Consider the following 13,035-nt stretch of genomic DNA (forward strand, 5'->3'; position numbering starts at 1 on the left):
GGTGACGTACGAAGTTATGGCCGTGGGTCTTGTGCGGGTCCTACAAGTTGACGGGCCGTGAGGCGTAACGGCCGAGTACGAGAGCGATTCGCAGGGTGAACGCGGCGCGGCCGTCCGCGGGGACATATCCGGTGAGCTCCGTCACCCGGCGCAGGCGGTACCGCACCGTGTTGGGGTGGACGAACAGCAGCCGTGCGGTGGCCTCCAGCGACGACCCCTGCTCCAGGTAGGTCGTCAGGGTGTCGAGCAGGGGAGCCCCCGCCGCACGCAGGGGTTCGTAGACCTCCTCGACCAGGTAGGCGCGCGCGTCCTGGTCCCCGTCGAGCGCGCGTTCGGCCAGCAGGGCGCCCGCGAGGACCGGCCGCGGCGCGTCCGGCCAGCCGGGCACGGCCTGCAGACCGGCCAGGGCGGCGCGCGCCGATCCCGTCGCGGCGTACAGGTCCTCGACGCGGGGTCCGACCACGACCGGGCCGGATCCGAACTTGGCGGTGAACGGCTTCGCGGCGGCGAGCGGGTCCTCCTCCACACCGCCGACGATGATGATGAGACGGCTGCCCTGCACCCCGGCGAGCACGTCGACCCGCGCCCTGCGGGAGGCGATGCGAATGTCGTCGATGATGGCCTCGGGCTCGTCGTCGGGGGTGTGCCCCGCCATGACGGCCACCGAGGTCGACGCCCAGCCGAGCGCCGCCGCCCAGGAGTGCAGCGACTCGTCCACCTCGCCGCGCAGCAGTGCGTCCACGATCAGCGCCTCCAGGCGCGCGTCCCAGGCTCCGCGGGTCTCCGCGGCCCGCGCGTACACCTGCGCGGCGCCGAAGGCGACCTCGCGCGTGTAGCGGAGGATCGCCTCGCGCAGCTGGGTCTCCCCGCCCGGCGCGGCGAGTTCGTTCACCTGCGCCTCGACCACGTCGATGACCACTCGTACTATCTCGACGGTCTGCTGGAGGCGTACGGCGCGCATCAGCTCGCGGGGCGCGGTGCCGAAGACCTCACCGGCGATGGCCGGCCGGATCTTCTCCTTGTGCTTGAACCACTCGACGAACCCGGCGATGCCCGCCTGGGCGACCAGGCCGACCCAGGAGCGGTATTCGGCCGACATCGCGCGGAACCACGGGAGCCGCTCCTCCATGCTGGCCGTCGCGGCGGTACCGAGCGATCCCATGGCCTGCTCGAGACGCTCAGTGGTCTGTTCGCGGATGTCGCGGTCGTTCTTCACATTCTCCACCCTCCCACCTGCCCGGCGGATGAGAGCATCGGCCGGGCCGTGCGCGCCATCCCCGCCGGCCGCACGTCGACCCCGACGTCAGGGCCTGTCCCGAAGTCCCGCCGTCCTCCTGCGCGGTGGGGGACCCCGAGACAGACCCTAGCCGTCAACGGGACTGAAAGGGCTGGTCAGCGGGAGACCTGGTCGGTACGTCCGAGAGCGACCATGGCGAGGTTGCGCAGCGACACGCTGCCGGGGGACAGGTAGTCGCTGTGCCCGCCGTCACCGGCCGCGAACCGGCGGGCGCCGAATCCCGGCCCGGCCGGGTCGGTGCCGAAGCCCACGCCGAGCACGCGGATCTTGGGCACGTACCGGATGAAGTCGTGGGCCGCGCGGCCCGCCCACAGACGGGCGCGAGAGTGCAGGGCCGCGGCGGAGGAGACGGTCAGGCCGGGGCTGCCGAACACCGCGATGTCGGTGACGTCCAGGTCTTTCGCGGCCCGTCCGCACACCACCGTGCCGTAGCTGTGGCACAGCAGGGCGACACCGGTGCCGCGCGCGTCCAGCCACGCGACCAGCGGGCGCAGCTCGCGTGCGCCCTCGTCGGCACGCGCCGCGGTGAGGACGCCGGGGCTCAGCGTGGCCGGGGTGTCGTAGCCGAGCCAGGCGATGACGGCCAGGCGGGCGCCCGGGTCGGCACGGCGGGCCTCGGCGTACACGGCGCGTGCGCCTCCGCCGGGCGAGGCGGTGCCGCGCGAGTCGAAGGTGGAGAGCGTCGTGTCGGCGCCGGGGACGAGCACCGCGACGCGGCGTGCGGTCGCCAGGTCGCCGACCACCTCGACCGCCCGGCCTCGTGGGTCGAAGTCCAGGAACGTACGTCCGGGTGCGGCGAGAGCGCGCAGCCGCCGCGACGTGCGAGGGTCCTCGGTACCGCGTGCGGCCTCCGTGATCGCCGCGCTGTCGGCCGCGTACCGTGCCGCCAGGCCCCGCCCGGTGAGGGCCGGCAGCGGCCGCAGCGGGATCGGCCCGAGCGACGGCTCGCCCGCCGCGGCGGTGCACAGAACGAGGGCGGTACAGGTGAGTGCCACCAGAGTCGCCCGGCCGGTTCTCATCGCGATGTCCTTCCTGACCGGGCTGGTCAGCCGGTCGGCAGGACAGGAAGCTACGAACGGGCGGGCGTGGTCCGCGTCCCCCGCGAGCGTGGATCACCGCGTACCGCTCAGGTACGTCGTGCCCGCACGAGCACCGGGCCGTGGGGTTACTCGCCGGGCCGGATCAGGCCGGTCTCGTAGGCGTACACGACCGCCTGGGTACGGTCGCGCAGCCCGAGCTTCATCAGGATCCGCCCGACGTGCGTCTTGACCGTCTGCTCGGCCACGACGAGCTTGGCGGCGACCTCGGCGTTGGACATGCCGCGCGCCACCAGGCCGAGCACCTCGGTCTCGCGCTCGGTGAGGCCCTCGACCAGCCGCCCGTCCGGGCCGCGCGGCGCGCCCATCCGGGCGAACTCGGCGATGAGCCTGCGGGTCACGCCCGGTGCGAGCAGCGCGTCGCCCCGCGCGACCACGCGTACGGCGTCGGACAGCTCGCTCGCCGAGGCGTCCTTCAGCAGGAAGCCGCTGGCCCCGGCGCGCAGCGCCTCGTAGACGTAGTCGTCGAGGTCGAAGGTGGTCAGGATAAGCACCTTCGGGGCGTTCTCGCCCGCGGTGACGAGGCGCGTGGCCGCCAGGCCGTCCATCACCGGCATCCGTACGTCCATCAGGACGACGTCGGGCCGCTGCTCGGCCGCCTTGGCGACCGCCTCCTCGCCGTTGACGGCCTCCCCGATCACGTGGATGTCGGGCTGGGCGTTCAGCAGGATGGAGAAGCCGGACCGGACCATCCCCTGGTCGTCGGCGATGAGCACGCGGATCATGTGGAGGCCTTCTCGTACGGGAGGACGGCGGTGACGGCGAAACCGCCGTCGGGTTCGGGACCCGCGGACAGTTCGCCATCGAGCATGATCACACGCTCACGCATGCCGACGAGACCGTGGCCGCCACCGCTCATGCCGGCCGGAGGTGGTTCGGTGCCGGGGCCGTTGACCACCCGCAGCCGCAGCTCGGCGGTGCCGTACGCGATGTCGACGGACACGGCGGCTCCCGGCGCGTGCTTCATCGCGTTGCTCAGCGCCTCCTGGAGGATGCGGTGCGCCGACAGCGCCACGCCCTGTGGCAGCGCGGGCGCCTCGCCGGACACCGACACGTCGATCGTGAGACCGCCGCCGCGCGCCGAGGCGAGCACCTCCTCCAGCCGCTCCAGGCCGGGCTGGGGTGCGGTCTGCGGCGAGTCGCCGGTGCGCAGGACGCCCAGGACACGGCGGAGCTCGGTCAGTCCTTCCAGGGCGCTGGACCGGATGTCGGCGAAGCTCTCGGCCAGCTCGGGCGGGGGATCGGTCACCTTGTACGGCGCGGCCTCGGCCTGGATCGCGATGACCGACATGTGATGGGCGACGACGTCGTGCAGCTCGCGTGCGATCCGCTGGCGTTCTTCCAGCACGGCCGTCTCGGCGTCGTGGCGGGCCTCCTGGTCGGCGAGGGCCTGCCGGGTGGAGCGGCGGACGCGTACGAGGTGGCCCAGGAGGAGGGGGATCATCATGGGCAGCGCCACGGCGGCGCTCTGCTGGTCGAGCGCGGCGGCGCCGAAGACGGTCACCGCGGCCGCCGTGACCGTGACCCGGTTTCCGCCCCGGACGGCGACGGCGTACAGGCACAGGAGGTACACCGCGACCGCACCGGGGATGTAGGGCCCCGAGATGTCGCGGTGCGGGGTGAAGATGAGCGCGCTGATCGTGATCGCCGCGACGGAGCACAGCCAGGCGGTGAGAGGGCGCCGGTCGCGCAGGACCAGCGGCGCCGCGGTCGTGACCGAGACCAGGAGGACCAGCACACCGGCGCCGTGGTGGCCGTGATGGCGGACCTCTGAGGTCAGGTAGGAATTGTCGGCCAGGAAGGCGACAAGAGTGATCAGCACGTCGAGGGCCGTCACCAGGTCGACCGGGCCGACGCGCAGGCGCGCCCGTATACGGCCAGGGGGCCGCCGGACGCTCAGGTCATCGGCCATGGACCGAGCCTAGACGCGGCCTCCGACGCCGGCGTCCGCCGCTGGAGCGACCTTCGGAGTGATACTCCGGTAGGGGGGCGGGGCCGGGACGTGTAGAAATGGGGCATGGAGCCGGTCGAGGCACTCAAGCGCATCGCGTTCCTGCTGGAGCGGGCGGGCGAGGCGACCTATCGCGTACGCGCGTTCCGCCGTGCCGCCGAGACGGCCGCCACGACCTCCGCGGACGACCTCGCGGCCCGCGCACGTGAGGGCACGCTGGAGGGCCTGCCCGGCGTCGGCAAGGTCACCGCGCTGGTGATCAAGGAGGCGCTCGACGGGGATACCCCGGTCTACCTGCGGCGGCTGGAGGCCACCGAGGGACGGCCGCTGGACGAGGCCACCGCCGCGCTGCGCGACGCGCTCCGCGGCGACCTGCACACGCACTCGGACTGGTCGGACGGCGGGTCGCCGATCGAGGAGATGGCGGCGGCGGCGATCGGGCTCGGCCACGACTACATCGCGCTCACCGACCACTCGCCCCGGCTGAAGGTGGCGAACGGCCTGTCGGCCGAGCGGCTGCGGTCGCAGCTGGATCTCGTCGCCGCGTTCAACAAGGAGCTGGCGCCGTTCCGGATCCTGACCGGCATCGAGTGCGACATCCTCGACGACGGCTCGCTCGACCAGGATCCGGACCTGCTCGCCGAGCTCGACGTGGTCGTCGCCAGCGTGCACTCCAAGCTGCGCATGCCCTCGGCCGAGATGACCCCCCGCATGCTGGCCGCGATCGAGAACCCGCGCGTGAACGTCCTCGGCCACTGCACGGGCCGGATCGTCGCCTCCGGCGGGCGCCGCGGCGGCAAGCGGCCGGAGTCGGAGTTCGACGCCGAACAGATCTTCGCCGCCTGCGTACGGCACGACGTCGCGGTGGAGATCAACTCCCGGCCGGACCGGCAGGACCCGCCGAAGCGGCTGCTGCGCCCGGCGCTGGAGGCGGGCTGCCGGTTCGCGATCGACTCCGACGCGCACGCCCCCGGGCAGCTCGACTGGCAGCCGTTCGGCTGCGAGCGCGCCGCCCGGTGCGGCGTCGAGCCGGAGCGCGTCGTGAACACGATGAGCCTCGAAGACCTGCTCGCCTGGGCCGCCAAGTGATGTCGCCGCAGGTGAACGCCCTCATCGCCCGGCCGGCGCCCTAGCCGGGGAACGCCGTCCGATCCGGTAGTGGCACGGATACACGCAGGCAACATGCCCGAAATGTCGGTAAGGCACCCTGTCCGGCAGGGAGGTGAGCGCGATGACGCTGTTGCGCATACGAATCAAACTGCCGGACCGGCCGGGATCGCTCGGAACGGTCGCCCGCACTCTGGGCGCCGCCGGCGCCGACATCGTTCAGGTGGTGGTGCTGGAGCGCGCCGCCGGCCGCGCCGTCGACGACGTCACGGTCACCTGGCCGGACGGCGCCTCGCTCGACGTCCTGTGTGACGCGCTGTGCTCGGCCCGCGGCGTGGTGGTCGATGGTGTCTGGCGTACGAGTGAGGCGCCGGGGGTCTTCGCCGACGTCGAGGTCGTGGGCCAGATGGCCGCGAACCCGCCGAACGGGGTCGTCGCGCTGGTCGAGGCGGTACCCAAGATCTTCGGTGCCGACTGGGCGGCGATGCTGACGCCGGACGGCACGGTCGTGCACGCGAGCTGGCAGGCCCCCGACCCGGTGCCTCCACCGCCCCTTCCGCTCCCGTCCGGACGCGCCTTCACCGGCGACGACGGCGTGCGGTACGCCTGCGTGCCGGTCGGCGGCGCGACCCAGACGCTGCTGCTGGCGCGCGTGGCCGCCCCGCCGTTCCACCGGACCGAGATCGAACGGCTGATCCAGCTGGCGACCGCGGCCGAGGCCGTATTGGGCGTTTCCGCCGCGGCGTGACACGCTATGGCGCGTGGCGAATGAACAAAGGGGTCGGCTGACCGTCCTGCTGGCGCTGGCCGCCAACCTGGGTATCGCCCTGGCCAAGACGTTCGCCGCCGTGATCACCGGCTCGGCGGCGATGGCCGCCGAGGCCGGGCACTCCTACGTGGACACGATCAACGAGGTGCTCCTGCTCACCGCGCTGCGGCGCAGCGAGCGCCCGGCCGACTCCCGGCACCCGTTCGGGCATGGGCCCGAACGCTACTTCTGGTCGCTGCTCGTCGCCGTCTGCATCTTCGGGATGGGCGCCCTGTTCGCGTTCCTGCAGGGCGTCGGCGCACTGCTGGGCAAGGGCGCCGAGGAGGCCAGCCCGCTCGTCGGCTACATCGTGCTGGCGGTCTCGGCCGTGCTGGAGGCCCTCTCGTGGAAACAGGCGTACAAGGAGACACGGGAGCACGCACGTGAGCGTGGCCAGGGCTTCCTGGACTTCCTCCGCACGACCGACGACCCGACCGCCAAGTCGGTGCTGTTCGAGGACTCGGCGGCGCTTCTCGGCATCGTGTTCGCGGCAGCCGGACTGGCCGCGCACCAGCTGACCGGCTCCGCCTTCGGCGACGGCATCGCGTCGATACTCATCGGCCTCATGCTCACGCTCGTCGCCTTCCTGCTGGGCCGCACCAACCGGGAGCTGCTCATCGGCCGCCAGGCCCGCCCGGCGGTGCTCGACGGCATGCGCGACATGCTCGACGGTGCGCCCGAGGTGGAGATGGTCGTCGACCTCATGACGATGAACGTCGGCACCGACCAGCTCCTCGTCTGCGCCCGGCTGGACTTCGACGACTCGCTGGGAGCGGCCGACGTCGAGCGTGCGTGCGCACGGCTGGACGGCGAGCTGCACGACAAGTACAACGAGGTCTACGAGGTGTTCCTCGAACCCGTTCCGCGCGACGACCCTGGCCTGCGCGAACGCGTCATGGCGCGGTACGGCCGGGCGGCCGACCACCACTACCGCCGCGAACGCGGTTAGCGACTTAGGCGGCGAATGTCGGTATCGGGGCCTAACGTCGGGGCGTGAACCGTACCGACCGGCTCTACGCGATCGTCGAAGAACTCCGCGCGAGCGCCCCCGGTCGCCGCAGCGCCCGCGCGCTCGCCGGCCGTTTCGAGGTCAGCGTGCGCACGATCGAGCGGGACGTGAGCGCGCTCCAGCAGGCCGGTGTACCGATCTACGCCGACACCGGACGGGGCGGCGGCTACGCGCTCGACAAGACCCGCACACTACCCCCAATGAACTTCACCCCGGCCGAGGCGGTCGCCGTCGGCATCGCGCTGGGCAGGTCCGGAGGGGCGCCCTTCGCGAAGTCCGCGCGTACGGCGCTCCTCAAGATCGTGGCCGCGATGTCCGCCGCCGACGGCGCCGAGGCGCGCAAGCTGGCCGAGCGGATCCACTTCCTCGTGCGCGAGGAGGAGGCCGAGCGGGCCTCCGTGCCGGCCGTCGTGGAGGAGGCCGTCGCGATGCGTCAGGTGCTGCGGCTGTCCTACGTCGACCGCAACGGGGCGGCGACCGAACGCGACGTCGAACCCGTCGCGTTCGTGTCCGGGTCTCGCGAGTGGTACCTCATCGGCTGGTGCCGGCTGCGCGAGGGACCACGGCTGTTCCGCGCCGACCGGATTCGGCGGGCGTCCCTGCTGGATGAGATCGCTCCGGCACGCGACTTCGGCGAGATGGCGCCGAAGGTCCCCGACCTCGTCGCGCACGCGCTCGAACTCGGTTGATCTTCCGTGGAAACACCGACATAGGGCTGTCGCCCGACGGCGGGATCGTGGGGGCGTTCCACACGAATCCGGAAGGGCGAATGATGAACGACAACTCGGTGGGCTGGTTCGAGGTCGGGACGGACAGGCCGGAGGACGCCAGGAGCTTCTACGGGGAGCTGTTCGGCTGGACGTTCGCGAACGGCCCGAAGTACAGCGAGGTCACCACACCGGGCGTACCCCACCCGACCGGCGGCATCGCCGACACCGGCGGGGAGTTCCCCGCCTACGCGATCTTCTATGTCGTCGTGCGGGACGTCGCGGCCACCCTGGCCAGGGCCGAGTCGCTCGGAGGAAAGATCGTGACGCCGCCGGCCACATCACCGGACGGCTTGGTCTCCGCGCGGCTGGAGGACTCGACCGGCAGCCTCTTCGGCGTCTTCTCCCCGCCGGGGGCCTGATCATCGGCGCGTGGGTGGACGCGTCGCCGTGCGCGTCCACTCAGCGGTCGAGTGCCGCCTTCAGCTGCTGCCTGGAGTCGATCTCCAGCTTGCGGTAGGCGCTGGTGAGATGGACCTCGACCGTGCGTTTGCTGACGAAGAGCGTCTGCGCGATCTCGCGGTTCGTGGCGCCGTCCGCGGCGAGGCGCGCGACGCGGAGCTCACTGGCGGTCAGGGCGTCCGGGCCGGTGAGGAGCTCGCGGCGGGGGCGGGCTCCGGTGGCGGCCAGTTCTTCGGTCGCGCGGGTGGCGAGCGGGCGGGCGCCGCAGCGGGCGGCGAGGTCCAGGCCGCCGCGCAGAAAGTGCTGCGCGTCGGTGCGGTGACCGGCCCTGCGCAGGGCGCCGCCGTAGTCGACCAGCGAGCGCGCGCGTACGAGCTCGGCCTGTGAGTCCTCCAGCACCGCGACGGACTCCTCCAGGTGCGCGAGGCCACGCGGGCCGCCCTCGATCAGGCCTACGGCGCGCTGGGCGATGCCGATCGCCCGCGCGGCGCCGAACCGCAGGGCGAGCTCCAGGTCCTCGGTCGCCAGCTCCAGTGCCGCCGCGGGTTCGCCGAGGGACAGGTGGGCCAGGGCGGCGTCCGATCGCCAGTCCGCGAAGTTGGGGTTGGTGTAACCCGGCACACGGAGCGCGTCGCCGCAGGTCCGCAGGTCGGCCAGTGCCTCGCGCGGGCGGTTCTGCCGTAACCGCAGCCTGCCGCGGGCCAGGTACACGAAGTGCGCGATGAGCGACCCGACCTGGTCCTCGGCCTCGAGACCGCGCTCGGCCAGGATGGTCTGCGCCTCCGCGGTCGCGCCCTGCTCGACCAGCGCCTCGACGAGTACGGCCGCCGCCAGCGGGAGCTCACGCGCGTCGTCGACGACGTGCAGGGCGAGCGAGGCCCGGCCGTCGGCCTCGGCGTCGCGCAGGTGCCCGGCGTGGATCGCGGTACGCGAGCGGAGTATCGCGAGATAACGGAACTCCGCCGCGTCCCCACGGGCACGGGCGCCGTCGATGCCGCGGTCCAGCAGCGCGAAGGCGTCGGAGTGCCGGTCGGCGATCGCCAACGCGGTGGAGGCGAAGTTGACCAGCAACCACCCGTCACGCCGGGGAAGCGGGCCGTCCGTGGCCCGTGCGGCCAGCTCCGCCACGTCGGCCGCCGGACGGTCGCCCGTGGCGCACGCGCCGAAGGCCAGGCAGGACAGGATCATCCGGTCCGTCTCGGTACCACCGGTCGCCTGGGCGGCCAGCCGGTCCAACCTGCCGATCCACATCGCGGGGGGTTCCATCGCCGCGAAGTTGGCCATCGCGAGCGCGGCCTGCAGCCGCAGGGGAAGCTCCGAGTCGAGGTCCCCGATCGTACGGCGGGCGCGCTCGAAGGTCTCCCTGGCCACGTCGTACCGGCCGGTCTGCACCATGAACACCCCGAGCTCCAGGGCCAGCTCGCCGCGTACGAGCGGCTCTTCGGAGAGGTCGAACGCGGTGCGCAACTCCTCGGCGGCCTCGGCCGGGCGGTTGACCATCCCCAGGACGCGGCCCAGATCGGCGTGGAGACGACCACGCTCGGCCATCGCGGGCGGCTCGGCCAGGGCCCGGTCGAGCAGGACCGCGGCGGTCTCGGGCGCACCACGGGCGAGCGCGCCGTCGGCGGCGGTACGCAGCGCGTCGACCACGAAGGGATCGGACTCGGGCTCGGCGACGAGCAGGTGCGGCGCGATGAGCTCCGCGGACGTGCCGTCCGCGGCGAGGATCAACGCCGCACGCTTGTGGTCCGTGGCGCGCTGCACCTCGCTCCCGTCGGCGTACACGGCGGTGCGTACGAGGGGGTGCACGAAGTCGATGGGGCGGGCCCCGGTGACGATCGACTCCCTTACTAACGCGTCGACGATCTCGGCGGCCTCGGCCCGCTCGACCTCCGCGAGCCGCGCCAGCCGCCGCAGCCCGTCGACCGGCCCGAGGACGGCCAGCGCGCGGGCGAGGCGTACGGCCCCGGGTCCCAGCCCGGCGAGGCGGGCGAGCACGGCACGGGAGATGGTCTGCGGGCTCAGGTCGGCCACGCGTTCGGCCTCGGCCGCCACCGGCCGTACGCGGTCGCTCCGCAGGCTGGTGAGGACCTCGGCGAGCAGGAAGGGATTACCGCCGCTCGCGTGGGCGCAGGCCCGGCAGAAGGCGTCGTCGGCGGCGTCGGACATCCGCGAGCGTACGACGTGGCCCACGGCCTGCTCACTGAGCGGGCGCAGGCCGAGGACCTCGGGCTGGATCCCGCTGAGCGCGCGGGTGAGCCCGGAACCGGGCGTACGCGTGCGGCCGGACAGCAACAGGAGGACGGGCAGGTCCGCGACGCGCCGCGCCAGGTGGGACACGAATCGCAGCGACGCCTCGTCGGCCCAGTGCACGTCGTCGACGGAGAGCAGGAGGGGGCCGTGCTCGGCCAGGTTGGAACACACCCAGTAGAGCCCGTGGACCATGCTGCCCATGGCCTCCATGCCACCGCCCAGGCCGAACACCGGTGCGGCGAGCGCGGCGGCGCCGGTCAGCAGATCCGGCTCGCCGGGACGCAGCGCGGGCTCGAACAGCTGCCGGACGATCGCGAACGGGAGGTCTTTTTCCAGCTCGCCGCCGACAGCCGTGAGAACGCGTACGTCACGGCCGGCCGCCGACGCGCCCGCCGCCTCCAGCAGCGCGGTCTTGCCGATGCCGGGTGCTCCCTCGACGAGCAGGACCGAACCCTGGCCGGCGCCCGCCCTGGTGAGAAGGTCGCCGATCCTGGCGATCTCGTGGTCGCGTTCGAACAGCGTCATCGTCGCTTCCCTCGGTCGCCCACCGGCATGGTGGCCGGTCGGGGAAAACCTTTCGGTGGTCACCACAATGCGCGACGCACCTCGCCACGGCCACCATGCTTGCCATGAGCATTGAGCCTGAGAACCGCACGCTGCGGGTGGAACTCGACCTGGTCGTCGGCGCGGAACCCATACGGGGGCGGATCCGCGACCACGTCGGCGTCGAGACGGCGTTCAGCGGCTGGCTCGAACTCATGCAGATCGTCGATCGGGTGCGATCGACGAGGTAGACGAGGGGGCTGCATCGTGTTCAGTTGTGGGGCGTTACGAACGGCCGTGTCAGTGGCGGTGGTCACCATCATCGCCTACTCGGCATCCGCCGGGATGGCGTTCGGGGGCCGGGCCCTGGCGGCTCCGTCGCCGCCGGTGGACGGTCAGCCGTCCCCGTCCGCGTCGCCTCCGGAGGCGGGCACGACGGAGCCGAGCTTCTCGGTGGACGCGAGCAGTGAGACGGGCCGGCCCGGTGACCTGGTGAAGGTGGCGTTCGCCGTCAACGACACGGGCTGGGCCATCGACGGCTGTACGGCGCGGTTCGCCGATGACGCGCCCACGGTGTGCGGTTTCGACGCCGCCCTCGACGCGTCCGCCGATCTCACCGTTCCTCCGGGCGCCCTGCCCGGCTCGGTGCCGATCAACTGGACGATCTCGTATCACGCGCTCCCGAAGGAGAGCGGCGGATCCTCTCTGGGCACCCAGGGCAGCAGCTCGTTCGTGGTCCTGCCTCCGGTGTCCAAGGTGGTCTCGCCCAGCCCCGATGACCCGGCCGGCGGCGGAGGGCCCCTGGTGACGGAGCCGCCGGACGGCGTCGTGCCGGTCGAGCGGCCGCGGACCGTGCCGAGTTCGAACAACGGCTCACTGCCCATCGGCGTTCCGCTGGTGCTCGTCGTCCTCGCGGCCGGGGGCATCGCCGTCGCCCTCATCAGCGGGCGGAAGCGTGCCGGGTCTCTCGTCGCCGCCGGCCCGCCGCCCGGAGGGGACGAGGTGCGGGTCGTCCCTCATTTCGAGTCCGGAATCCGGGTGACGGTGAGAGAGGCGCACCGGAGCCTGACGAACGTCGTACGGCTCGAACCCCACAGCGGTGTCCCGATGGTGGACGTGGAGGAGCGGAAATGACGGGCCACGCTTCGCCGATCACGGCATGCGGCATGATCTTCGGGGAGACGGAGAACGCCGTGGCCGCCCTGTCCCAGGCCATCTCGGCCGGACGGACCGGCGGGGCCGGTCACCCGGCGCTGCAGGGCCTGTCCTTGGCGACGCGCGACACGGCGATCCGGGAGGTCTCCACCATCGGTGCGGAGCTCCTCTCTCCCGACCTGGGCGGCCTGCTGGTGACGGGATGGCGAAAGTACGCGACCCTCGTCCAGGCGGCACGGCGAACGGCCGCCATGCCGGGCCGGGAAGAGATCGTGGACGTCATCACCCACCGCATCGGCGTCGCGGCCCACCCCAGCGTCGAACTCCTCGTCAACGAGGTACGGGTGACGACGATCAATTTCGCCCTCATGCTCGAACTCGAGATCAGGGCTCTCACCGCGGTGATCAAGGCCGGACACGTCGTCGCCCTGGAGTCCGGGACCTGCGCGACGACGGCGAGCATCGCCGTCGAGGGAGTCACGGTCGCGATCCGCACGGCGGAGTTCGGCCTGCCGATGCTGATCCACGTCGGCGACGGCATCCCGCTGCTGCCCGCGCCGAACCCTCCTCGTACACCACTCCAGACGACCCGGCGGGGCCGGTAAGACCTTGCCTGGTCGGTGAACCTTGTGGCGCACTCAGGTGT

The 13,035-nt window shown here is 72.5% G+C and carries 13 protein-coding genes; 8 read left to right on the forward strand and 5 right to left on the reverse strand.

What is annotated here, in order from left to right; all coding sequences use genetic code 11:
- Positions 1–40 precede the first annotated feature (40 nt).
- The 4 genes from FB559_RS26755 to FB559_RS26770 form a co-directional block, all read right to left on the reverse strand.
- The gene (locus tag FB559_RS26755; protein WP_141961940.1) at positions 41–1,162 is read right to left on the reverse strand and encodes a PucR family transcriptional regulator; all 1,122 of its coding nucleotides are present in this window, start codon (positions 1,160–1,162) and stop codon (positions 41–43) included.
- A 230-nt stretch (positions 1,163–1,392) separates the two neighbouring features.
- Positions 1,393–2,316 (reverse strand): alpha/beta hydrolase, encoded by a 924-nt coding sequence (locus FB559_RS26760; protein ID WP_141958767.1) that lies wholly within the window; start codon positions 2,314–2,316, stop codon positions 1,393–1,395.
- A gap of 146 nt (positions 2,317–2,462) precedes the next feature.
- Positions 2,463–3,119 (reverse strand): response regulator, encoded by a 657-nt coding sequence (locus tag FB559_RS26765; RefSeq protein WP_141958769.1) that lies wholly within the window; start codon positions 3,117–3,119, stop codon positions 2,463–2,465.
- Positions 3,116–4,306: a sensor histidine kinase gene (locus tag FB559_RS26770; protein WP_141958771.1), complete on the reverse strand. Its 1,191-nt coding sequence runs from the start codon at positions 4,304–4,306 to the stop codon at positions 3,116–3,118. Before FB559_RS26770 ends, FB559_RS26765 begins: the two co-directional genes overlap by 4 nt.
- Before the next feature lie 105 nt (positions 4,307–4,411).
- Between FB559_RS26770 and FB559_RS26775 the strand changes: the two genes are divergently transcribed.
- The 5 genes from FB559_RS26775 to FB559_RS26795 all read left to right on the forward strand — a co-directional run bounded on the left by FB559_RS26775 (position 4,412) and on the right by FB559_RS26795 (position 8,398).
- Positions 4,412–5,434, forward strand: a complete 1,023-nt coding sequence (locus tag FB559_RS26775; protein WP_141958774.1) for a PHP domain-containing protein — start codon at positions 4,412–4,414, stop codon at positions 5,432–5,434.
- A 142-nt stretch (positions 5,435–5,576) separates the two neighbouring features.
- Positions 5,577–6,200, forward strand: a complete 624-nt coding sequence (locus FB559_RS26780; RefSeq protein ID WP_141958776.1) for an ACT domain-containing protein — start codon at positions 5,577–5,579, stop codon at positions 6,198–6,200.
- A gap of 13 nt (positions 6,201–6,213) precedes the next feature.
- Positions 6,214–7,209: a cation diffusion facilitator family transporter gene (locus FB559_RS26785; RefSeq protein WP_141958778.1), complete on the forward strand. Its 996-nt coding sequence runs from the start codon at positions 6,214–6,216 to the stop codon at positions 7,207–7,209.
- 44 nt (positions 7,210–7,253) lie between these two features.
- On the forward strand, positions 7,254–7,958 hold the full coding sequence (locus FB559_RS26790) for a helix-turn-helix transcriptional regulator (RefSeq protein WP_141958780.1): 705 nt from the start codon (positions 7,254–7,256) through the stop codon (positions 7,956–7,958).
- A gap of 83 nt (positions 7,959–8,041) precedes the next feature.
- Positions 8,042–8,398: a VOC family protein gene (locus tag FB559_RS26795; protein ID WP_141958782.1), complete on the forward strand. Its 357-nt coding sequence runs from the start codon at positions 8,042–8,044 to the stop codon at positions 8,396–8,398.
- Positions 8,399–8,438: 40 nt separating this feature from the next.
- Here the strand turns inward: FB559_RS26795 and FB559_RS26800 are convergent, their stop codons facing one another.
- Positions 8,439–11,216, reverse strand: a complete 2,778-nt coding sequence (locus FB559_RS26800; protein WP_141958784.1) for a helix-turn-helix transcriptional regulator — start codon at positions 11,214–11,216, stop codon at positions 8,439–8,441.
- 104 nt (positions 11,217–11,320) lie between these two features.
- Between FB559_RS26800 and FB559_RS44125 the strand changes: the two genes are divergently transcribed.
- The 3 genes from FB559_RS44125 to FB559_RS26810 are packed head-to-tail and all read left to right on the forward strand — an operon-like array spanning position 11,321 to position 12,994.
- Positions 11,321–11,485, forward strand: coding sequence for a hypothetical protein (locus FB559_RS44125; protein ID WP_185792416.1), 165 nt, complete (start codon positions 11,321–11,323; stop codon positions 11,483–11,485).
- 46 nt (positions 11,486–11,531) lie between these two features.
- A complete protein-coding gene (locus tag FB559_RS26805) occupies positions 11,532–12,368 on the forward strand; it encodes a hypothetical protein (RefSeq protein ID WP_141958787.1) in 837 nt (278 codons plus the stop codon).
- Positions 12,365–12,994 (forward strand): hypothetical protein, encoded by a 630-nt coding sequence (locus tag FB559_RS26810; protein ID WP_141958789.1) that lies wholly within the window; start codon positions 12,365–12,367, stop codon positions 12,992–12,994. The genes FB559_RS26805 and FB559_RS26810 overlap by 4 nt, the downstream gene beginning before the upstream one ends.
- Positions 12,995–13,035 lie beyond the last annotated feature (41 nt).

The sequence above is a fragment of the Actinoallomurus bryophytorum genome, from assembly GCF_006716425.1.
Classification (GTDB): Bacteria; Actinomycetota; Actinomycetes; order Streptosporangiales; family Streptosporangiaceae; genus Actinoallomurus; species Actinoallomurus bryophytorum.